21 protein-coding genes are annotated in these 22,875 nt (G+C 51.3%); 11 read left to right on the forward strand and 10 right to left on the reverse strand.

The genetic code is table 11. The features are described from left to right. The first annotated feature begins 100 nt into the window (after positions 1-100). Positions 101-1,306, forward strand: coding sequence for an acyl-CoA dehydrogenase family protein (locus tag AAC599_RS14635; protein ID WP_340151141.1), 1,206 nt, complete (start codon positions 101-103; stop codon positions 1,304-1,306). 42 nt (positions 1,307-1,348) lie between these two features. Continuing rightward, the gene (locus tag AAC599_RS14640; RefSeq protein ID WP_340151142.1) at positions 1,349-2,083 is read left to right on the forward strand and encodes a hypothetical protein; all 735 of its coding nucleotides are present in this window, start codon (positions 1,349-1,351) and stop codon (positions 2,081-2,083) included. On the opposite strand, the gene AAC599_RS14645 is transcribed toward AAC599_RS14640, so the two are convergent. Next, complete coding sequence (locus tag AAC599_RS14645) at positions 2,071-2,484, reverse strand: DUF1499 domain-containing protein (protein WP_340151143.1); 414 nt, start codon at positions 2,482-2,484, stop codon at positions 2,071-2,073. The genes AAC599_RS14640 and AAC599_RS14645 overlap by 13 nt on opposite strands. A gap of 127 nt (positions 2,485-2,611) precedes the next feature. On the opposite strand from AAC599_RS14645, the gene AAC599_RS14650 reads away from it, so the two are divergent. Both AAC599_RS14650 and AAC599_RS14655 read left to right on the forward strand, forming a co-directional pair. Next, complete coding sequence (locus AAC599_RS14650; RefSeq protein ID WP_340151144.1) at positions 2,612-3,289, forward strand: gamma-glutamylcyclotransferase; 678 nt, start codon at positions 2,612-2,614, stop codon at positions 3,287-3,289. Between the two features lie 107 nt (positions 3,290-3,396). Continuing rightward, positions 3,397-4,203, forward strand: a complete 807-nt coding sequence (locus AAC599_RS14655; RefSeq protein WP_340151145.1) for a glycosyltransferase family 25 protein — start codon at positions 3,397-3,399, stop codon at positions 4,201-4,203. Positions 4,204-4,273: 70 nt separating this feature from the next. Here AAC599_RS14655 and AAC599_RS14660 read toward each other — a convergent pair whose 3' ends face one another. From AAC599_RS14660 to AAC599_RS14670, 3 genes are read right to left on the reverse strand one after another with little or no spacing between them, the layout of a single operon-like run. Next, on the reverse strand, positions 4,274-5,518 hold the full coding sequence (locus AAC599_RS14660) for an amino acid permease (protein WP_340151146.1): 1,245 nt from the start codon (positions 5,516-5,518) through the stop codon (positions 4,274-4,276). Positions 5,519-5,572: 54 nt separating this feature from the next. After that, positions 5,573-6,388: a hypothetical protein gene (locus AAC599_RS14665; RefSeq protein ID WP_340151147.1), complete on the reverse strand. Its 816-nt coding sequence runs from the start codon at positions 6,386-6,388 to the stop codon at positions 5,573-5,575. 28 nt (positions 6,389-6,416) lie between these two features. Continuing rightward, positions 6,417-8,861 carry an ATP-binding protein gene (locus AAC599_RS14670; protein WP_340151148.1) on the reverse strand — a complete coding sequence of 815 codons (2,445 nt, stop codon included), beginning with the start codon at positions 8,859-8,861 and terminating at the stop codon, positions 6,417-6,419. Between the two features lie 273 nt (positions 8,862-9,134). Here AAC599_RS14670 and AAC599_RS14675 point away from each other — a divergent pair, with 273 nt between their 5' ends. From AAC599_RS14675 to AAC599_RS14695, 5 genes are read left to right on the forward strand one after another with little or no spacing between them, the layout of a single operon-like run. After that, positions 9,135-10,739 carry an ABC transporter substrate-binding protein gene (locus AAC599_RS14675; protein WP_340151149.1) on the forward strand — a complete coding sequence of 535 codons (1,605 nt, stop codon included), beginning with the start codon at positions 9,135-9,137 and terminating at the stop codon, positions 10,737-10,739. A 55-nt stretch (positions 10,740-10,794) separates the two neighbouring features. After that, the gene (locus AAC599_RS14680) at positions 10,795-11,808 is read left to right on the forward strand and encodes an ABC transporter permease (RefSeq protein ID WP_340151150.1); all 1,014 of its coding nucleotides are present in this window, start codon (positions 10,795-10,797) and stop codon (positions 11,806-11,808) included. Then, positions 11,805-12,740 (forward strand): nickel transporter permease, encoded by a 936-nt coding sequence (nikC, locus tag AAC599_RS14685; protein ID WP_340151151.1) that lies wholly within the window; start codon positions 11,805-11,807, stop codon positions 12,738-12,740. The genes AAC599_RS14680 and nikC overlap by 4 nt, the downstream gene beginning before the upstream one ends. Beyond that, a complete protein-coding gene (locus AAC599_RS14690) occupies positions 12,737-13,591 on the forward strand; it encodes an ABC transporter ATP-binding protein (RefSeq protein WP_340151152.1) in 855 nt (284 codons plus the stop codon). The genes nikC and AAC599_RS14690 overlap by 4 nt, the downstream gene beginning before the upstream one ends. After that, positions 13,588-14,367 (forward strand): ABC transporter ATP-binding protein, encoded by a 780-nt coding sequence (locus AAC599_RS14695; protein ID WP_340151153.1) that lies wholly within the window; start codon positions 13,588-13,590, stop codon positions 14,365-14,367. Before AAC599_RS14690 ends, AAC599_RS14695 begins: the two co-directional genes overlap by 4 nt. 3 nt (positions 14,368-14,370) lie before the next feature. Here AAC599_RS14695 and AAC599_RS14700 read toward each other — a convergent pair whose 3' ends face one another. The 6 genes from AAC599_RS14700 to AAC599_RS14725 form a co-directional block, all read right to left on the reverse strand. Beyond that, on the reverse strand, positions 14,371-15,654 hold the full coding sequence (locus AAC599_RS14700; protein ID WP_340151154.1) for an ABC transporter permease: 1,284 nt from the start codon (positions 15,652-15,654) through the stop codon (positions 14,371-14,373). Continuing rightward, complete coding sequence (locus tag AAC599_RS14705; RefSeq protein WP_340151155.1) at positions 15,651-16,580, reverse strand: ABC transporter permease; 930 nt, start codon at positions 16,578-16,580, stop codon at positions 15,651-15,653. Before AAC599_RS14705 ends, AAC599_RS14700 begins: the two co-directional genes overlap by 4 nt. A 9-nt stretch (positions 16,581-16,589) precedes the next feature. Next, the gene (locus AAC599_RS14710; protein WP_340151156.1) at positions 16,590-17,702 is read right to left on the reverse strand and encodes an ABC transporter ATP-binding protein; all 1,113 of its coding nucleotides are present in this window, start codon (positions 17,700-17,702) and stop codon (positions 16,590-16,592) included. Positions 17,703-17,803: 101 nt separating this feature from the next. Next, on the reverse strand, positions 17,804-18,973 hold the full coding sequence (locus tag AAC599_RS14715; protein ID WP_340151157.1) for a substrate-binding domain-containing protein: 1,170 nt from the start codon (positions 18,971-18,973) through the stop codon (positions 17,804-17,806). A gap of 278 nt (positions 18,974-19,251) precedes the next feature. Beyond that, positions 19,252-20,259, reverse strand: coding sequence for an LLM class flavin-dependent oxidoreductase (locus AAC599_RS14720; RefSeq protein ID WP_340151158.1), 1,008 nt, complete (start codon positions 20,257-20,259; stop codon positions 19,252-19,254). Continuing rightward, positions 20,259-20,723 (reverse strand): Lrp/AsnC family transcriptional regulator, encoded by a 465-nt coding sequence (locus AAC599_RS14725; RefSeq protein WP_340151159.1) that lies wholly within the window; start codon positions 20,721-20,723, stop codon positions 20,259-20,261. The genes AAC599_RS14720 and AAC599_RS14725 overlap by 1 nt, the downstream gene beginning before the upstream one ends. A gap of 128 nt (positions 20,724-20,851) precedes the next feature. Here AAC599_RS14725 and rocF point away from each other — a divergent pair, with 128 nt between their 5' ends. Together rocF and AAC599_RS14735 are read left to right on the forward strand one after the other, a co-directional pair. Further along, positions 20,852-21,784: an arginase gene (rocF, locus tag AAC599_RS14730; RefSeq protein WP_340151160.1), complete on the forward strand. Its 933-nt coding sequence runs from the start codon at positions 20,852-20,854 to the stop codon at positions 21,782-21,784. Between the two features lie 2 nt (positions 21,785-21,786). Then, positions 21,787-22,845, forward strand: a complete 1,059-nt coding sequence (locus tag AAC599_RS14735) for an ornithine cyclodeaminase (RefSeq protein ID WP_340151161.1) — start codon at positions 21,787-21,789, stop codon at positions 22,843-22,845. Positions 22,846-22,875 lie beyond the last annotated feature (30 nt).

The raw sequence follows: 22,875 nt of genomic DNA on the forward strand, positions 1-22,875 counted from the left end.
CGAAAAACAGTCTTGTCTTTCGCCCTATATATGATGTTAGAATTTAACATAACATGGCGCCCATAGCGTCCGTCGAGATAAAAATAATACGAGGGAGAAAATGGACCTTTCATTCACCACGCAGGATAATGCCTTTCGCGATGAAGTACGGCAGTTTTTGGCAGATGAGTTCGATGACGACCTCAAACAAAAGATGGCGGAAAACAGAAACAGCTACCTGCCAAAAGCCGACCATGTCAGATGGCAGGACTCTCTCGCCAAGAAAGGGTGGTTGACACCGGACTGGCCAGTGGAATATGGCGGCCCAGGCTGGAACACCACCCAGAAATATATTTTCCAAACGGAAATGGCGAATGCCAACGCGCCCGGAATCATGCCGTTCGGGATCAGCATGTGTGCCCCGGTTGTCATGAAATTTGGCACGGAGGAGCAGAAAAAGCGCTTCCTTCCAGATATTCTGGAAAACAAGGTCTGGTGGTGTCAGGGATATTCCGAACCGGGATCAGGTTCCGATCTTGCCAGCCTGCAGATGAAAGCAGAGGATAAAGGCGATCATTTTCTCTGTAACGGATCAAAAATCTGGACAACGCTTGCGCAGTACGCCGACTGGATTTTCTGTCTTGTCCGGACATCAAATGAAGGCAAACGACAGGAGGGTATCTCTTTCCTTCTGATCGATATGAAATCCGAAGGTGTTTCTGTTGATCCGATTCAGACACTCGATTTGCCCATCAAAGGAGCGCAGGAGGTCAACCAGGTATTTTTCAACGACGTGAAAGTACCGAAAGAAAATCTTGTCGGCGAAATAAACAAAGGCTGGACATGCGCTAAATACCTGCTCGAGTTCGAGCGCGGGAATGCTTATGCCGGCCGCCTGAAGCGCGGTGTTGAAAAGGTCCGGGCCATTGCATCGAAGGAAGTTGACGGCAATGAACCCGTTATCCGCAACGCTGCCTTCAACGCCAAGCTGGCCCGTCTGGAAGTAGCAGTTCAGGCCCTCGAAATGACGGAACTCCGGATTCTGAGTAAACTCAGCTCGGGGCAGAATATGGGTCCGGAATCATCCCTGATGAAATGCCGGGGCACTGACCTGTATCAGGAGGTTGTTGATCTCGCATTGGAGGCTGTCGGAACTTATTCTATCCCATTCACGCCGCTTTATCCGGGTCAGAATGAGGAGGCGATCGGCGCTGAATATGCCAGTGGTGTCGCCCCGCGCTACTTCAACGCCCGCAAAGTGTCAATCTATGGTGGTTCAAACGAGATTCAGCGCAATATTATGGCAAAGCTGATCCTTGGGCTTTAATTTTGCTAGCCGCCTGATCAGAGACCTAAAGGGAACCGGATCATGACGAAGGCGGCGGAGGCTGTCCGTATTTCAATGTGGTCCGGGCCCCGCAACATATCGACAGCGATGATGCGCTCATTCTCCAGCCGCCCGGAATGCAGGGTGGTGGATGAACCTTTCTATGCATATTACCTCTCAAAAACAGGCCTGCTGCATCCCATGCGGGAGGAAGTAATCGCCAGTCAACCGATAGATTGGCGCATTGTTGCAAATGACCTCAACGCACCTTTACCGGAGGGGAAGAGCCTTTATATCAAGCATATGACCCAGCATATGCTCGACGAAGTCGATCTCGGGATCTTCTGTGCGCATCGGAATGTCTTCCTTATTCGCGATCCGAAACGGGTAATCGCATCCTATGCCGCAAAATGGGATCGAATCTCGACGGACGATATCGGCATTAAACGCCAAACGGAAATTTTTGAGGAAATCAGAAAGCTGACGGGTTCCCCGGTCCCTGTTGTGGAAGCTGAGGACATTCTGAAAAACCCTGAAGCGACATTGAAAAAGCTCTGCGTGGCGCTCGATATCGAATGGCGTGCAGAAATGCTGGGCTGGCCAAAGGGACGGCACCCGGAAGATGGTATTTGGTCAGACCATTGGTACGCGTCGGTAGAAGCGTCGACAGGTTTTTCACCATATGAAGAACGGGAAATTACATTAAGCCCCGAACAAACAGAACTCCTCGAAGAACAGATTCCCTATTACGAGGAATTGCGACACTACAAGATATGATCGTCACGCTTTTTGATTGCCAGCTCCAGCTTGCGCATCCAGTCCTTCACACGCGCCTCATTGACCCCGAAATCGCGATAGCCGTAATGGGCCCGGCTAAATACAGCCAGGGTTGAGTTCCCCTCCCCCAGATCAATAAAGCGAACCGTAATTGTATCCGGATATCCGATAAGTTCGGAATATTGCACATAGTCAACCTGTAAATCCGCCCCCAATTCACGACTGGTCAGCTTTTCCGTTCTCGGTTCTGCCAGTGCCACTCCCTCGAACGTTGCGGCCAGGTCTTGCACCGGGACATTAAAAATAGGGCTGATTGTCTTGGGTGGATATTCACAATAGTCCGGGGGTGACATGAGGTAAGTGTTCGGTTTACGCGGCTTTTTCAGAGTCGGAAAATCCAACTCTGGCCTCTGGACATTTTTCAAAAGATTCTTCAACATTGTGACGGTCGACCTCGAAATATGCCTTGTTTTTCCAAATTCAAATTACAGATTAGCGAATTATCGCAAACAAGTTAAAATAAAAGTCATGTTAATACGCGAAGAAATTAATCGAGAACGGATAGACAACCTTATTCGCGAAGCTAAACGCCATGGGCCTTTCCACGCCTTGACCCATGAGGAGCGGGATGAGACAAGGCGAAAGTTTCTTGCAAACGCAAATCTGGACGAAGGCCTTTGGGTTTTTGGCTATGGTTCCCTGCTCTGGAATCCTGCTTTCCACTACACAGGCTGGCAACCGGCACGTCTTTATGGCTTCCGGCGGCGCTTTTGTCTAGAGGCGTCAATTGGACGGGGAAGCCCTGAAAAGCCGGGTCTGATGCTGGCGCTCGATCATGGTGGCTCCTGCAACGGACGCGCATTTCACATCGCGCCCGAGAAAATCGAAAGTGAAACGGATATCCTGTGGATGCGGGAGATGATTTCCGGATCCTACAATGCGCAGCATGTCCGCATCCGCCTGCCTGAGAAAACCGTGAATGGACTGACATTTGTCATTAACCGGAAACACCCCCGCTATATCGCCGATATCGACATGCAGGAGACGGCGCGGCTGCTCGCTTCCGGTGAAGGGCATCTTGGAACCTGCCGCGAGTATCTGAATAATACGATCACGCATCTGGATGAGATGAATGTCCGGGATCGCTATCTCCATGAACTCCAACAAAAATTACGCGAGATTGACAATCAGGAAATGCCACGATAGCCATTACTTACAGAGGGGACGAAAAGCCGGAATACGCAATCAACTTGATCCCACACGTCACATCGCTTAACAATCCGCCTGTAACAATCCAAAATCGGTGATTATTCTTGCAGCCTTCGACTTCAGACACTCTGCCCCCTGTCTTCGTTATTAACAGGCTAAAAGACAACCACCGACGAGCGGATATGATAGAACGCCTCGCCAAAATCGGTCTCAGTCCGACTTTTATAGAAGCGGTCGATGGTTACCAACTCGATATAGAAAATCTTCCCGAATATGATCGCGAGAAGCGGCGACGTTATTTTGGTAAAGACTTGAAAGCCGGAGAAATCGGGTGCCTTCTTTCCCACAGGAAAATCTATGAGAAGATGGTAACTGAAAACATTTCAACGGCCCTGATCCTCGAAGACGATGTCTTTTTTGCCGAGGATTTCAAGGACGTTCTGGAAGACATTCAGAGCACATCCCTTCATTGGGATCTGATCCGCTTTGTCGGACATGGCAAGGTATTTGATACCGGCTTTCGTCGACTCGCAGCTCTGCGCCATGAGTATAGCATCACCCGGGTCCCAACGTCTCCAAGTGGGGCCTATGCTTATTTGCTGACGAAAGACGGAGCCAGTAGACTGCTCCGGTTCATGCAGAAGAATTGGGTCCCGGTGGATATTATTCATAGCCGTGCCTGGCAGACCGGGCTTGAAACGCTCCTCATACTCCCCTCTCCCGCAACGCCCGACCTCGACGGGCCATCCACGATCGGAGATGAACGTTTCGAAAAGGCGAAGCAAATAACAGGGGTGACCAAGTTCCTGCACCCCTTCTATAGGTTCTGGTACAAGCTCAGTAACGGTGCTGGTAAGCGATTACTCTATCTTTTGACCTGGTTTAAAGATCGAAAGTCTGTGATACACTAACTCCCGGCATATTTCCGACCAGCATGACAAAGCAACCGAATGAACCTTAGTTCTGTGTCGCTAAGTTACTTTATAACGGCAAGAGGCCAGTCACCAGCAAGGCGGCGCTTGAAATCACCCCCAGAACCGGAACCCAGATCGGCACGACAAATACATTCCCCAAAGGCTTCTCATTGGTCATTTTCAGTCGGATCAGGGATAGGTTTACCAGAAAAAACACAATCAGAACAATTGTCGATGTGGCCTGCGCAAGTCTATCTATCGGCAAAAGCGTGGCAAAGATCAACACAAGCGCAACAATCACAGCGGTCGCTATAAGCGGCGTCCTTGTTACCGGATGAACTGTCGCCAGAAAGGATGGTAAATTCTGTTGCTTGGCCAGACCATAGATTACGCGTGATGCCATGATAATCTGAATTAGAACGCCGTTGGTTGTTGCAACAATTGCAATCAGATGGAAAATTCCGCTCGTCGCATTTCCGGATTTCTCAAAGATGAGGGCAAGCGGCGCAGCGGAGTCCGAAAGATCCGCCATGGGCACAATCAGAACTACGACTGAAACCACCATAAAATAGGCAATCGTCGCAACAAAAAGTGTAAGAATGATTCCCCATGGCAGCGTTTTATGGGGTTCGACAACTTCTTCCGCCACGTTCGCAATATCCTCAAAACCGACAAATGCGAAAAAGGCCAACAGACTGGCGGAGAGTATACCGCCCCAGACAGAAACCTCAAATGGCGGGACGAGATTACCCAGTTCAGTCAGGATTGCGGGATCGGAACTGATCCCGTAATAAATTACCAAGCTCAGCCCCCCTAGCTCTATGACTGTGAAGATAGCGGCAATAAAAACGGATTCCAATATGCCCCATACCGCCAATGCACCGACAATCAGGATAATGGCCGTTGTCAGAAGAACCGAAGGCAGGGATATGATCTCGCCGACATACGCCGCGGCCCCAATTGAAACAGCAGCAGAAGACACAATCCCTGACGCAGCCACAAGCAACCCGACGATCAGCGTAAGGGTTTTTGAATTCAAGCCAGCGCGGACATAAGCTGCTTCCCCAGCACTTACCGGATATCGTGTCGACAATTCTGCATAGGTAAATCCGGTAAAAGAAACAACTGCGGCAGCGATAAGAAATGAAATCGGCGCGTATATACCTGCCCGTGCCGCCGTTGCACCCACCAGCACATATATGCCAGCACCGACAGTGACCCCCAGCCCATAGAGCGTAAGCAGTGGGAGATTCAGCTTTCTTTTAAGCCCGACCTGATCTCCCGCCATATCAGCGTTTTCAACGTTTCCCATACTAATCTCTTAAAAGACGGCCGAATTGAATAAGAGGGGTCAAACCTGCCACTATTATTGAATACATAACAGCGGATGACGACTCACAAAGAGTGGCTCCCAATTTGCGGGATCCGCTAAAAACGGGCCCCCAACCGTTATCATCACAATACACTCTATAGATGGCAGATTTTCAATAAGCCCCCTGCCATCAGTCACCGCGGATTGAACCTCGCAGATGTCTTTGGGCGCGTCCCCGGCCGCATGTATATTTATATTTTCAGCAATGCTTGATAGCTCCCTCTGCTCTTCAGCGCTGAGGTTAAATGGAACAAATGCGATATATTCCGGTGCCCTGCCAAGAAGGTTGGTTGCGGCCAGAACGCCCCGCTCGGCAGCATCGAGGGTATCACATACCACGGCCACTTCAGGAGCCAGCCTTTTGCTCCCTTTCAGAAACAACGTCGGACGAATAAGCCCTATCATGGAGAGGCGGGTTGTAAGATGTCCCCTGAAATTACGGGAATGCAGACGCCCCGTACTCTCGACAATGACTAGGTCGGCATCTTGAAATTCGTCTTCTTCCGTTTGTGTGCCGCCGCTGATTGTACGGAACCCCACTGTTATTCTGCGACGCCCTGCCTCCTTCTCCAACTGACGTTGAACACTGCGCGCCATGGCCCGTAATTGTGCTTCGACAGTCAAGGTATCCAGACTATGACCTGTCGGCGAAGAAAGCCGGATTTCGCGAACAAAGCCAAGAGTGCCTGCCGCAGCAAGATTGCGATCCTGGATAAATACTCCCTTCACTTCCCCATTCAGTCGCGCCGCAATATCTATCGCCGTGCCTATTGTCTCGCGGCAATGCGTTGCCGCATCGATCTGAAGCAATATCCGACGATATCTGTGAGATATTTGTTCAGCCATCGCCCGCCTCCGCTTTCGTCGCATCGCTGCCTGACCTGTTGTATTTTCGCGCCGCATCAGCAAAGGCTTCAAGCCGAGCCTTGACCCGGCCATTAACAGTTTCCGGCAGATAACTGCCAGACTCATCCTGTTGACCTGCGGCCACACCCGTCAAAATTTCAATACCCTCATCAATGCTTCGAACAGGATAGATATGAAATTTTCCTTTTTTCGCGGCTTCAATAACTTCATCTTTCAGCATCAGGTTTTTAACGTTTGATTCCGGGATCATCACTCCTTGTTCCCCCGTCAGCCCGCGGAAATTACAGAGATCGAAAAAACCCTCAATTTTCTCATTAACACCACCAATGGCCTGCACTTCGCCAAACTGGTTCACCGATCCGGTCACTGCCAGAGACTGCTTTATCGGAATATCGGCAAGTGCGGATAACAGAGCATACAGCTCCGCCGACGAGGCGCTATCGCCATCCACACCGCCATAAGATTGCTCGAACACCAGACTAGCATTTAGTGACAGCGGATTGTCCTCGCTATAACGAGCGGCAATGAAGTTCGACAGGATTAAGACACCTTTGGAATGAAGCGGACCTCCGAGTTCAACTTCCCGTTCAATATCAATGACCCGACCTCGACCGAGATGTATCCGCGCCGTAATCCGGCTGGGACGACCAAAGGCAAAATCGCCGAGTTGCAGAACAGATAGACCATTGATCTGGCCGACTTTTGCGCCGGAAGTATCCAGCATCATTGTGCCGCGTTGGAACTGCTCCTGTGTTCGTTCTCGCATTCGGTCAGAGCGATGTATATGGGCCTTTATTGCCTGTTTAACGTCTTTTGCGTCAATCTTAGAGACACCGCGAGAGGCCGCCCAATGATCCGCTTCCGACAACAGATCAGAAAGAGAGCGTGCATGATTGTAAAGACGCTCCGAATCCCCCGTGAGACGGGTCATTCTTTCCATTACCGATTCCACTGCGTCGCGTGTCAAGGGCAACAACTTGTGCTTTCGTGCTTCCGTGGCAATGTATCTTGCGTAAAGGCCAACGGCATCATCGGTGACCTCTAGACGGTCATCAAAATCAACCGGCACTTTGAAAAGGTTATGGAAATCGGGATCATTCTGGCTCAGCATATAATACAGCAATGGATCGCCGATCAGAATAACCTTCACATCCAGCGGGATGGTCTCCGGTTGCAGGCTGGCGATATTGCCGAGCGACATCATTTGCGTCAGCGATTCAATGCGAATTTCACAACTGCGCAATTCCCGTTTAAGGGTTTCCCACGCATACGGTTGTAATAACAACCGGCGCGCATCCAGGATGAGATAGCCGCCATTCGCCCGGTGCAGTGCGCCCGGTTTTATGAGGCGGAAATCAGTCACAAGCGAGCCAAATTCCGAACGATGCTCGATCCGGCCCAGCAAATTCTCTACTGTTGGATTGTCCTCATACACAACCGGTGCACCGCCATTCTCATCATGGCTCACAAGTACATTGACCTGACAATTGCTTATAACGCGATCCTGCTGCCTGACAAAATCTGCAACCATTTTAGCCGGAATGGCATCTACCGCTTCATCCCGGCTAAGGCGAAAGACGTCGCTATGTTCAATAACATAATTCTGCACTTCGTCTAGGAAGGTGACAACTTCATCGCAATCCTTCCATCGCTCCCGGGTTTCATCAATCAGGTGATCGACCGCGAAACTGGTAACTTCCCGATTTAATTTCTTAATCTCTTGACGCTGCTTTCGTTCCAATTCCGGTAACATCCGCACAGCTGCCTGGAGTTCCCCTTCCAATTCACTGATCTCTTTCTTAATGCGCTCCTGCTCTGTCGCTGGAAGTTTGGAAAAGACTTCCGGGTCAATAACCTTGCCATCCTTTGACGGCGCCAAGGCCAGCCCCATGGGTGTACGTACGATAGCAATATTCTTTGCGGTCGCCTTTTTCTGCAACTCCTCAAACGCCTCTTCCTGCTGCAGCTTGAACTGCTCAGTAATCACATCAAGTCTGGTCTGGTAATCTTCACTTTCGTAAGCCGCGGAAATCACAACCCGGACCTCCTCGGTAAGGTTTTCCATTTGCCGTGCGAGTTCGCGCCCCTTTCCCGCTGGAAGACGCAATACTTTTGGATGATCAGGTGCCGTAAAATTGTTCACATAACACCAATCCTCCGGAACCTGCAGGGATGACGCTTCGGGTTGAAGATATCGATGGATAATTTCAGTTTTTCCTGACCCGGGAGGACCAAACGCGAAGAGATTAAAACCCTGATGGCGTATGCCAATACCAAAGCGGATAGCCTGAATAGCGCGATCCTGCCCTAAGGGCTCATGCAGGTCTTCTAGCTCTGACGTTTCCTTAAAACCAAGCGCTGTCAGATCATATTTACGGCATAGTTTCGAAGCAGGTAATGCTTTGCCTTCCACCATTAACCAAGTCCTTTGTGCTTTTTTATCGGGATTACTCTAGCGTATTATTTATCGCGTAAAATGAGCCAAATCAAATATACGGTGAAATCGCAAGGCGGTCGCCAAGCACCAGATTTTTCCCGAGTATATCAAATACCGGCGTGAATTCTCGCTCGACAGCCAGCTCTTAAAGTGCGAACCTTTTTCTCTACGAGAAGGCCTTAACGAAAATAAGAAACGCAACCAGGGTCGAAGAAACAAACGCTATTTCTTAACGGCAGAGAGGTTTGTTCCATGAAAAAATTACAGAAATTTGCGTTGAGTGCAGTATTGGGCGCGTTGATAGGAACGATGGCCATTCCGGCAACCCCGGTAATTGCTGAAACACCCCAAGATATGCTGGTTATCGCCAATCGCATTGACGATATTACCACGCTTGACCCCGCCGAATCTTTCGAATTCGCTGGCAGTGACGTCATTCGGAACGTCTATGGTCGTCTGGTAAATTTTGATCCGCTAAACCTTGATAAGGGATATGAAGCGGACCTCGCGGAGAGTTGGACAGTATCAGAGGACGGCCGCACCATTACTTTCAATATTCGTGAAGGCGTGAATTTTCATTCCGGCAATCCAGTAACGGCGGAAGATGTAGAGTTTTCCTTGCGCCGGGTCGTCACTCTTGCGAAAACACCGTCTTTTATCCTGACGCAGTTCGGCTTCACCCCCGAGAACATTACGGAAACAATTGTTGCTGATGGCAATACACTTAAAATCACGACCGACAAGAAATACGCCACGTCCTTTGTCCTTAACTGCCTCACCGCGACTGTCGGCGCCATTGTTGATAAAAAGCTGGTTATGGAGAATGAAAAGGACGGTGATCTCGGGAATGAATGGCTGAAAACCAATTCCGCCGGATCCGGCGCTTATAAAATTGTCAGCTGGAAGCCAAGCGAATCCGTTACACTGCAGTCAAATGAAGATTTTTATCTTGGCGCGTCTGCCATGAAGCGGGTTATCGTTCGCCACATTCAGGAAAGCGCTACACAGCGCTTGTTGCTGGAGAAAGGTGATATTGATGTTGCACGCAACCTAAACCCGGAAGATGTGGCCGGCATTACCGGCAAAGAGGGAATTTCCATTGACAGTGAACTGCGTGGACGCCTCATGTATATCTCACTCAATCAGAACCATCCCGAACTTTCCAAGCCCAAAGTTGTCGAGGCAATCAAATATCTTATCGACTACAAAGGTATGCAGGACAGCTTCCTGAAAGGACAGTACAGGATCCATCAGTCCTTCTTGCCGAAAACCTATCTCGGGGCCATTGATGACCAACCCTATACGCTTGACGTCGAAAAAGCCAAAGCTCTGCTGAAGGAAGCCGGCGTCGAAAATCTGGAGGTCGAAGCTGGTGTCCGTGAAGCGCAGGAGCGCGTGGAAATTGCACAGTCACTACAAAATACCTTTGCACAGGCAGGTATAACTCTCAACATTACCATCGGAACCGGCAAGCAAACCTTGACGCGTTATCGAGCGCGCGATCTTGACGTTTATGTTGGCGCCTGGGGACCGGACTATCCCGATCCGCAGACGAATGCAGGAACATTTGCCTATAACCCCGATAATTCAGAAGAAGCAAAGGCAACGGGTCTGCTGGCCTGGAGAAATGCCTGGGATCCCGGTGACTTAACGGCAAAGACGGAAGCCGCGGTTATCGAGGGGGATCGTGATGTGCGAAAGAAGATGTATGAAGACATTCAGCGTGAATTTCAGGCACGAGCGCCCTTCGCCATCATGTTCCAGAAGGATGAGCAAACCGGTCGCAAGAGCAATGTGAAAAACCTCAATCTGGGTGGCGCCATTACGGCTGTTGCCTATTGGCCGGTCACCAAGTAACGCAGTATAAATGACCGTAGCTACAGAACCGGAACGAGGGCGGCGGAAGTCGCCCTTGTCCAAAGCCCTGCTTCCCGTATTGCGGACAGTCGGGACTATAGTCGCGACAATGATTGGCCTGCTGTTCGTAACCTTCATCATCGGCCGGGTAATGCCGATTGATCCTGTTATCTCCGTTGTCGGAGAACGCGCAAGCAAGGAAGCATATGAAGCCGCCTATCGGGCAATGGGGCTGGATCAACCGATCATTGTCCAGTTTTTCTACTACATCGGAGATATCCTGCAAGGCGACTTCGGACAATCGCTTCTGAACGCCCGACCGGTCGCCGAGGATATCCGTCGCGTCTTCCCGGCGACGTTGGAACTTGCAACCCTCGGCACCTTCATCGGGGTATTGATCGGTGTCCCGCTTGGCGTTCTTGCTGCTGTCCGGCGCGGTAGCTGGATAGACCAGATTGCCCGCCTTGTCGCACTGATTGGTTATTCCATGCCCATATTCTGGCTTGGCCTTGTTGGCCTCCTGATCTTTTATGGCATTCTCGGATGGGTCGGAGGTCCGGGTCGTGTCGGCATTTTTTATGTCGATATTGTTCCATCGGTGACAGGCATGATACTGGTCGACAGCCTTCTGGATGGAAACTGGACCGTATTCAAGGATGCTATGAGCCACATCATCCTGCCGGCGTCTTTGCTCGGCTATTACAGTCTTGCCTACATCAGCCGGATGACCCGTTCCTTCATGTTGGAACAGCTGAGTTCGGAGTATGTCACGACAGCCCGGGTCAAAGGCCTGCCTGAATTGACAGTGGTCTGGCGGCATGCCTTTCGCAACATAAAGGTTCAGCTGATTACCGTTATTGCGTTGAGTTACGCGGGATTACTAGAAGGGTCTGTTCTGACTGAGATTATTTTCGCATGGCCAGGCATTGGCTCCTATATCACAACGGCCCTGCTCTCCGCTGACATGAATGCTGTCCTTGGGGGAACAGTGGTCGTCGGCCTCGTTTTTGTCTGTCTAAACGTGTTTTCAGACCTGATGTATAAATTCTTTGACCCGAGGGCAAAATGAGCGTATCTGGCCTACCCTCGGGAAACCACCCAAAATGGCGCAGCTGGCTGCTGACTGATACGCCCACTTCACGACATCACGCCCGCATTGCATCGCTGTATCAGGGCTGGTTATCGTTTCGCTCCAATCCGATGGCAATGTTTGGACTGCTCATACTGCTGATGATGGGCCTGGTCGCCATATTTGCCCCCCTGCTTGCCCCTCACGACCCATTCGTTCAGGACCTGGGTAATCGCCTTGCGCCATTGGGGTCGGACGGTCATCTTTTGGGAACCGATTCCCTCGGCCGGGATATCCTGAGCCGATTAATATACGGCGCCAGAATTACACTCTATATCGTGATCCTCGTTGCTCTTATCGCGCCTGTCGCCGGACTTTTCGTCGGTACCGTCGCCGGATATGCAGGAGGATGGATAGATACAATCCTGATGCGGATAACGGATATATTCCTTGCCTTTCCACGTCTCGTTCTCGCACTTGCCTTTGTTGCCGCCCTCGGCGCCGGCATTGAAAATGCGGTGATCGCGATTTCCTTGACAGCCTGGCCGCCTTATGCACGCATTGCCCGCGCCGAGACTCTCACAATCCGAAAATCGGATTACATCAGCGCGGTAAAATTACAGGGGGCCGGCCCCCTCCGGATTATCACACGGCACATCTGGCCCCTTTGCATCTCGTCTCTGATCGTAAGGGTAACATTGGATATGGCCGGGATTATACTGGCGGCGGCCGGGCTCGGCTTCCTTGGTCTCGGCGCCCAGCCCCCGTCGCCGGAATGGGGGGCCATGATATCGGAAGGACGGAAATTCATTTTGGATCACTGGTGGGTGGCAACGGTTCCTGGCCTTGCCATCTTTCTTGTGAGCCTCGCCTTTAATCTGTTGGGCGACGGCTTGCGGGATGTACTCGATCCCAAGGATGGCGGCTCATGACACGGCTTGAAGTTGACAATCTCTGGGTAAAATTTCCAACACGGAACGGCATTTTTGAAGCAGTTCGGGGGATATCCTTCTCTCTTGGGGAAGAGCGGCTTGGCATCGTTGGCGAAAGCGGGTCGGGAAAATCAATGACAGGCAGGGCAATCCTGCAACTTATTCGGAAGCCGGGCCAAGTAAGCGCAAACCATATCTCTCTTGATGGAGACGATCTTCTCAAAATGAGCAAACGGGAAATACGCAGGATACGCGGCCAGCGCATTTCCATGGTTATGCAGGACCCCAAATTCTCCCTCAATCCCGTGATGACTGTGGGAGAGCAGATGATGGAATCCTATGTGTTGCTGGGAAGAAAATCCCGGTCTGAAATCAGAAACAAGGTTATTGAAGCATTGGAGGCCGTTGCGATCCGGGACCCGTCACGGGTTTTTAACGCCTACCCTCATGAACTGTCCGGTGGTATGGGGCAACGTATCATGATTGCCATGATGCTGATCCCAGATCCAGATATTCTGATTGCAGATGAACCAACCTCTGCTTTGGATGTTTCCGTGCAAATGCAAGTGCTCGATATACTAGATAAGCTCGTGCAGCAACGCGGTATGGGGCTTATCTTCATCAGCCACGATCTTAGTCTTGTCTCGTCCTTTTGCGATCGGGTCTTGATCATGTATGCAGGACGTATTGTCGAAGTTTGCGCGGCGGACAAGTTGCATGAGGCAACGCATCCCTATACCCGCGGCCTTCTGAAATCGCTCCCCCGGCTTGACGCCCCGCAAGAGCGATTGGCGGTACTCACCCGTGACCCGGAATGGGCCAGCGCGGAAAGTGTGAGCGGCGTTAAATGAGCGGCATCGTGATCAAGAAGCTGAGTGTCTGGTTTGATGGCGCGGAAGAGCGCGTCAACGCAGTGAAAGACACCGATCTTCAGATCGCACAGGGCGAGAGTTTTGGCCTTGTCGGGGAGAGCGGATCGGGGAAATCGACTATCCTTCGAGCACTGACCGGATTGATTCCCACATGGTCCGGGGAAATGAAGGTCGCCGGTGAAAGGCTTGGCCGTCATCGTAACCGGCAATTCTACAAGAAGGTCCAGATGGTATTTCAGGATCCATATGCTGCCCTGCATCCGCGTCATTCAGTAGATCAGCTTTTAAGTGAAACGCTCCGTCTACATGGATTTTCCGATGTAGACAGACGCATCGAAAAACTCCTCGACAATGTCGGGCTCGGACCAGCGTTCCGGTTTCGATATCCGCATCAGCTTTCCGGCGGTCAGCGCCAGCGCGTTGCCATTGCCCGCGCCCTTGCACCGGAACCCGAAATATTACTGCTGGATGAGCCAACCTCGGCGCTGGATGTGTCCGTGCAGGCGGAAATTCTGAACCTTCTGGATGACTTACGCCGCGCGCATAAGCTCACCTATCTAATGGTATCACATGACCTGGCCGTGGTCGGACATATGTGTGAGCGGATTGCGGTGATGCAGATGGGAGAAATTGTCGAGATCATGACTATTGAACAAATGCGGCACCTTAATCCGAAGCATCCTTATTCCCGACACTTACTGGAAAGTTCGCTCGGCTATAAGCGCCAGACAGATCAGGTCCCGAAGAAGGCATAGTCTTCATTCTTCTTTGGGTGCCGCCTTATCAAGATTATTAGGGGCAAAGACATCACCAAAAGCGCCTTTACCGGGGCTTTGCGCCGGTTTATCCACCTTCGGCTCGGTAGTGGACCTATCCAGATTATCCGGCTTGAAAACATTCCCGAAAGCCCCCTGACCCGGACTTTGCGTCGCCGAGGGAGCAGAGGTACTTCCCCCGGATGCGCCTGATCCTTGCTGCTTCTGCTGCATTTCAAGCTGACGCTGTTCCCGGATGGCCCGAATACGTTCTTCCTGTATTAGACGCTTTTGTTCCCGGACATCCATTTTGCACACATCCGGGCTATAGGTCTGGGCAAACCAAATGGTGGAAAATCCACCCAAGGCCAGAAGAATGAGAATAATTGCCGCCGGATTGCCACGCAGTATCCTTGGCAGTTGAACCCTCCCGGAAACTGCCGATACCGGCGCGCCGTTAGCTAGCGCCAGCTGCTGATGGCGGCGATAAACCTCATGAATAAGGGCGCCGAAAATAGTCAGGGCAATGATGATGAACGCGAGCGAGGAAATGGACGGGTTAATGCCATAGCGCACTTTCTGCGCAAGTTCGATTGTCAGAGTAGGAAATTTGCCGAAGGTAAAGGTTGTCGTATTGTAATTTTCAAAAGACGCAAGGAATGCAAGCACCGCGGCGGAACCAATCGCCGGTTTCATGAACGGCAGCAGGATTTTCCAGAAAGCCTGTACATGGGTCGCGCCGAGATCCAGCGCCGCCTCGGTCAGGCCTGTATCAAACCGTTGTAGCCGCGCGACGAACACCAGCATGCAATAGGACGCGATAAAAGTGGATTGCCCCAGGATCGTCAGGAATATTCCGTTATGGAGAATGCTGCCCGTACTCATGCCCAGCATCACACTGATGCGGTCCCAGAAAACGAGCGTCGAAATACCGAGAACAACGCCAGGAATAAGGATCGGAGCGATAACAACAGTGTAATAGGTTGCCCGAAGTTTCGGCCATATCTGCGTGAGCAACAAGGCGGCGGCGAGCCCCATAATAACAGAGAGAATAACCGTTCCGACGCCAACGATCAGACTGTTCTCAATGCCGTTCAATATCCGGGTATCATTGGCAAGCACATCAAACCACTCGAACGTCAGGCATTCCCACGGTGTCATTTTAGGGAATGACGGCGAATTGAACGCCGTGATGCTCATGACAATCAGCGGCCCCAGCAGATAGCCGAAAAAAATGACGAGATATGCCCAAAGCATGATTTTCAGGAAGACATTCTCGGCTCTCATTTGCCAATATCTCCTATCCTGACCTTGAATAACTTCATTATCGTCAGAACGATAACGATACAGGACACCAGAAGAACAATGGCAAAGGCAGCGCCTCGCGGCCAATTGCCGCCCTGATTAAACCACTGATAAATAATTTGCGTGAACCAGAGGCTGGACGGGCCGCCCAGAATTTGTGGCGCGGCGAGCGCACCGGCCGTCAGCATGAACACCATGGTGCAGCCCGACGAAATGCCGGGCTTGGCATACGGGATGACCACGCGCCAGTGAATACGCCACCATGGCGCCCCCATATCGCGGGCGGCTTCAATCTGGTTGCGGTCCAAACTCTCGATAACGTTATAAATCGGGAAAATCATCAGCAGGATATAAGCATAGCCAAGGCCCGCATAGAGCGCGACATTTGCCCGAATAAAGTCGATGGGACTGTCAATCAGCCCCATCGTCATCAACATTTCATTGATAAGACCGCTATCACCAAAAATAATCCGGAATGCAAAAGCACGCAGGATCTCATTAATCCAATACGGAATAATCAGCAGCAACACCAAAACACGGATGAAACCGCCACCTTTCGACTGGCCAAGATAATAGGCAAGCGGATAGCAAAGCACGAGATCAAGGATTGTTACAAAAAAAGCGGCAAGCAGGGTTCTGCCGAACACGCCAAGGTCAACAACATTATAGGACGTATCCGCGCCCGGCGCCCCCAGCACCAGATATTTGTAATGCTCCAGCGTATAGGTATCCTTCGGCCCGCCCATCTCCGGCGGCGGAAGGTGGTGGCGGAACGAAAAATCCAGCATGGACAGCTGTGGCAGAATGATCAGGACTACTACCCAGAAGAATATCGCGACCAACAGGAACGTCCCGAGGCCGATCCCGTTCCTGACAAAATAATTTCTGAACAGCTGCGCTATATTCATCCGGCAGTCCTATTCACTGGCCAGCTCACCGACAGGCAAAACAACAGCTTGTTGCGGTTCATATTCCAGCGTCAGCATGCTGCCTTCTGCCGAAGCCCGTTGCTTGCCGATATTAACGAGGGACATCTTAATTTCTTTGCCCTCGGACCCTTCCAGGAAGACGTTATAGATCTGGCCCTCAAACTCCTCATGTTTAACCATGGCGGAAAGCCGGTTGACGGCGGGCGCAACATCTTCGGCTATGTTACAGGCTTCGGGGCGAATGAACATCATCGCAGGATCCCCTACCTTCAGATCTCCTCTTGCAGAGGCTGCAATGCGCGCCAGCAATTCCCCGGTGCGATTTGTGCTGACAAGGGCCATGTCGCCGTCGATTGACTTGATGGTTCCCCGAAACACATTGTTCTCACCCACGAATGACGCAACAAAAGGTGTCGCCGGATCATTATAAATCGCGTGCCCACTTGCGATCTGATCTATGATCCCGGCTCGCATCACGGCAACGTTGTCAGACATCGTCAGGGCCTCACCCTGATCGTGGGTAATATAGATGAATGTAATTCCGACGCGTTGTTGAATCTCGCGAAGTTCCGTTCGCATATGCTGGCGGAGTTTCAGATCAAGCGCAGAAAGCGGCTCATCAAGCAACAGAACATCGGGCTCCGCGCAAAGGGCACGGGCAATGGCGACGCGTTGCTTCTGGCCACCGGAAAGCTCGGATGGAAGTTTATCCGCCTGATCAGACAAGGCAATCATATCAAGCAGCTCATCCGCACGTTTTTGCCGCTCAGCCTTGCCAACCCCTTTAACTTCAAGGGAAAATGTAATATTTTCCCACACTTTCATGAGCGGGAACAAAGCGAGGTTCTGGAAAATAAGAGCAGTTGGCCGTTTATTGGGACCAATGCCCGCCATATCCTTGCCGCCGATCTTTACCTTGCCTTGGCTTGGCTCCAGAAAGCCGGAGACGGACCGCAGGATCGTTGTCTTGCCGCAACCTGACGGGCCCAGAAACGAGAAAAATTCACCGCCCTTGATATTCACATTGGCTTCACGTACGGCAACAAAGTCACCAAACCTGATCCAGACATCTTCCAGATCAACGTCTACCCCTTTGGTCATAAATCATTTCCTGACTGGCACTCTCTTCCCATCAAGCCCCCCTAGAAACAAACTAGGGGTGCCAGCTCACCCGATCGACGACCGGCACCCTGTTATTAAGCCTATGAGCTCTTGAACTTGTTGACATACTCGGTACGAATAGCAGCATACCAAGGAGCCTGAGGCGGCCATGGATTCAGGTTGTTCAGGGAATCGCCCGGATAGGCATCCGCAAAATTCTTCTTATAGGCATCTCCGGCAAACTGATCCGCACCCAGGACAGGTGAGTTGTATCCATGGGAGTCAATGGCTTTACCGGCGTTTTTCGGGTTGTAGGAGAATGTGATAAATTCGTAGATCTGATCGATATTCTTTGCACCAATCGGCATGGACATGCCATCAACCCAGGCCATCGCCCCTTCAACCGGCGCCTGATACATGATCGGATCACCCGCAGTCTTCAGTGCCATTGGCGGACCATCCCATGTCTGGCCAACAATTACACCTTCGTTCAGCAGCCCGTTTTTCTGAGTATCTGCATCATTCCAGAGAAGTTTGATGTTGTTTTTACGGGCAATACACCAATCCGTCACTTTTTCCCAGATCGGGCGCATGGTCTCTTCGGATTCGTATGCTTTCCACATATCGCCGGGGTTCAATTCACCAATCGTCTCCATGTAAAGACCGGCGCAGAGCATCATTGAATGTGGGCGTCCCATGGTCTTTCCAGCATTTTCTTCGGACCAGACATCCCCATAACTCGGGGCTGCACCGGCCGGAGTCCATTTATCCGTCCGCCAGGCGACACCTTCTGTTCCCCAAATATGAGGAAGCCAATGAGATCCTTTTCCTCCGAAATCCCAATCCTTGTTGCCGATAGCCGACATCGCCGGGTTAACCGCATCAAGCGGTACACGGCTCAAATCCCATGGCTGCAGCAATTCAAGCGGTCCCCATTCCAGGCCCTGATTATTCGTCGGCGAGACAATGTCAAATCCCTGACCCTTGTTCGCCTTCATCTTATTGATGATTTCCTCGTTTGAGCCGATGCCCGTGTAGTTGATCTTGATGCCTGTTTCATTTTCAAAATCGGCCAGAAATGGCTCCGGCAAATAATCGGACCACATCAGAATATTGAGTTCGCCAGATGCAGAGAGAGCATTTTTCACAATCGCGGGTCCGGCCGCCGTAAAGGCGCCGACTGCCGTTGCTGTTTTCAGGACATTCCGTCTGCTAAAAGTCTTTGCCGATTTCACGTCAGCAGGGGCAGATTTCTGAGATTTTTCGATCATTTTTCATTTCCTTCTTATGAGCATTGAAATCACTAATAAATGCACGGTTTCAAAGACGCTTTTATTACAAACGGGCTACGGCAGGAACCAACTCAATGGTTAATCTGAATGTCATGATAGCCTATCTGTCAATAAATCAAAGTATATTTGTTGCAGCGCCGAAAAACTGTCCTTGGTGCGACAAAAGGGAATTTACTCCTTATGCTTCAATGCTTTAAATTCGAAAAATATTATATGGCGTCATCCAGAGTATGCTGGACGAGCGTCCAGCGGGGTCATTAGGAATTGACTGGCTTCGACAGCATTTCCATTGCTTCGGCTGCTATTTCGAACGCATGGAGACGAACTTGGTGATCAAAAATCTGGGCCGTCAAAATGATCTCGTCTGCGTCCGTTTCAGACTGAAATTCCCGCAATCTTTCTTTGACGTCCCGGGCATCACCGAGAGCCGTATATGTCATAAACCGGGAGATCGCCGCTTTTTCCTGAAGCCCTAGTTTTTCCGAAAACCCTTCGACTGGTGGCGGTAGTTTGACCGGCATTCCTCTTGCCAGGCCAAGAACACTTTGCATCAGGGAAGTGACAATAAGCTCCGCTTCTTCACGCGTATCCGCCGCCTGGAGATTCATTGCCGCCATGACATATGGTTGCTCCAGCTGCTTCGAAGGTTTGAAGTTTTGCCTGTAAAGATGAAGAGCCTGCCTCAGGTCGGTCGGCGCAAAATGCGAAGCAAAAGCATATGGCAGCCCAAAATGAGCGGCCAGTTCTGCGCCATAGAGGCTGGATCCCAGTATCCAGAGCGGGACTTTCAAGCCAGCACCGGGAACTGCCTGCACCCGCTGACCTGGTTCAGGGTCCGCAAAATATTGTTGTAATTCCAGTACATCCCGCAGAAAATTATCGACACTTCCGTTCAACGACCGCCTCAGCGCCTGCGCCGTAAGGCCATCCGTGCCGGGCGCGCGCCCCAGCCCCAGATCTATCCGTCCGGGATATAGGGAAGCGAGCGTGCCGAACTGCTCCGCTATGACCAGGGGCGCATGATTTGGCAGCATCACGCCACCAGAGCCGATCCGTATTTTCTTCGTTTGGGCTCCGACATGGGCGAGCAGAACGGAGGTCGCCGCACTGGCTATACCGGGAATATTATGATGCTCTGCCAGCCAGTATCGATAGTATCCAAGCTTTTCCGCAAGCTGTGCTATTTCAACTGAGTTTTTGAAGGATTGCCCGGCCGTGCTCCCTTCCATGATAGGTGCAAGGTCCAAAACAGATAATCGGGTCATTATTTTTCACCGTTTTTATTCTTGAATAGCCCCACAACCCTGTTGATACGGTGGGTCGTCAGGTAAAGATTGGTCTCACTCGCGTTAATACCATCTATTAATCGCATCTGCCGCAGCACCTTGTCGAGATCTGCCAGTGTTTCTGCCCCAAATTCTACGATAAGGTCCCAACGACCGTTTGTCGAATGAATAGCCTGAATTTCCGGAAAACCCCGCAAGCGCGTAATGATCCGCTCGTTTCCCTTCCCCTCGATTTCGATCAGGGTAATACCGCGGACCGGCATATCCGCCATGTCTTCTTTCAGCACGACAGTAAAGCCGAGGACTTCCTCATCCTCCAGCAAACGGTCAATTCGCGTGCGAACTGTGGCGCGTGACAGCCCGAGGGACAGGGCAAGCTCCGATACCGAAGCACGCGCATTCTGCCGCAGGGCGCTCACCAGTTGTCGATCAATATTATCCATAATGATTAAATTCCTTAGTCAAATTGGAAATAATAGCGCCGATTTTTGGCATTTTTCCTAATTGATACTGCCATATGAAAATATCAAATTATCAATATGAAAAGTACAGTATTTGGAGAAAATCGCAAATGAGCAGCAAGTCAATGTTGTTGGTTGGTGTTCCTGCCGAACAGGGCAGTCGGAGAAGGGGTTGCCTGATGGGACCCGATGCCCTTAGAACCGCCGGAATTTTGGAGATGCTGGAACGCCTTGGATATGAGGTGACGGATAGCGGAAATCTCGTGTCTGAACCATCCGCAGATATTCCCCATTCAAATCCTCAGGTCCATCATCTCAGCGACTATGCCGCCCTGATTTCAAAACTGGATCAGTTTTGCCAAGGGGAAATCGATGACCGGCACCTGCCGATTTTCATCGGTGGCGATCATTGCATTGCGGCCGGTATTCTTCCGGCACTCGCCCGCAAAAGTGAACAGGAAGGGCGAGAACAATTTGTTCTCTGGCTGGATGCCCATACGGACTTTCAGACTCTGGAAAGCACGGATACGGGAAACCTGCACGGCACGCCCGTGACCTACATGATTGGCGACCCGAGTTTCGACGGCTTTATTCCTGCCCCCACGAAAGCCATCAAGCCGGAGAATATATGCATGATGGGTATCCGTTCTGTCGATCCGGCGGAACGGGAGCGTATCGCACGTACAGGCATCGACGTTCATGATATGCGCGCCATTGATGAGTTTGGAATAGCGCCGCCCCTGCGCCGCTTCATCGATCGGGTTCGGCGCGCCAATGGACGCCTGCATGTAAGCCTGGACATAGATTTTCTGGATCCCGAAATCGCACCGGCTGTCGGCACGACGGTTACGGGTGGCGTCAACCTCCGTGAAGCCCATCTGATAATGGAAATTCTTTACGACAGTGGCCTGGTGACGTCCCTCGACATCGCCGAGTTGAACCCGTTTCTCGACGATCGCGGGCGCACCTGCAAACTTGTTGTTAATCTTGTCGCAAGCCTTTTCGGCCAGCGCGTTCTTGATACTAAGACGAGGAGCATCTGATCATGACCGTCCGTCCCCCGAAAGACATCAATATCGTTCCCTTTGTAAGCGTCGATAACATGATGAAGCTTGTATTGAATGTCGGCATCGAGACGTTTCTGGCTGAACTGGCCGACTTCATCGAAGCAGATTTCCGCCGCTGGGAACTGTTCGACAAGACGCCCCGCGTTGCCTCCCATTCACCGGAGGGGGTGATCGAATTGATGCCAACGAGCGACGGCAATGTCTACGGATTTAAATATGTCAATGGTCATCCGAAGAACACGCGAGCCGGATTGCAGACAGTCACCGGCTTTGGTGTCCTCTCGAATGTGGACAACGGATATCCAGTTCTTCTATCCGAGATGACGATCCTGACAGCGCTTCGAACAGCGGCAACTTCTGCCGTGGCGGCAAAATATCTGGCACCGGATAACGCAGAGTGTATGGCGATTATCGGCAACGGAGCACAGGCAGAATTCCAGGCAATGGCCTTCAAGGCCCTTCTCAATATCAGGAAAATTCGGCTTTATGATATTGATGCCAGCGCGACGGATAAATGTATCCGAAATCTGACCGGGCGAGGGTTTGAGATCACATCATGCAAAACTGCAGAGGAAGCTGTCGAAGGGGCTCAGATCATTACCACAGTCACAGCGGACAAACAGTATGCCACAATCCTGACCGACAACATGGTGGGCGCGGGCCTTCATATCAATGCGGTTGGCGGTGACTGCCCTGGAAAAACGGAGTTACATTCTGACATTCTTCTTCGCTCGGATATTTTCGTTGAATATCCCCCGCAAACAAGGATTGAAGGGGAAATTCAGCAGCTGGCTGAGGATCATCCGGTCACGGAGCTTTGGCAGGTTATTTCCGGCGATCTTCCCGGACGGCGCAATCAGAGCCAAACGACGCTGTTTGACTCTGTTGGTTTCGCCACGGAGGATTTCTCCGCATTGCGCTATGTGAGGAGCAAACTACCAGGGACACCATTTTTTGACAGCCTCGATATGGTGGCCGATCCGGATGATCCACGGGATCTGTTTGGCATGCTGCTGCGTGCGGACAAACCCTCCTGACTCATTGACTTAACGTGATCGGCATCGTTT

Origin of the sequence: uncultured Sneathiella sp., assembly GCF_963976355.1 — a bacterium.
Lineage (GTDB): Bacteria > Pseudomonadota > Alphaproteobacteria > Sneathiellales > Sneathiellaceae > Sneathiella.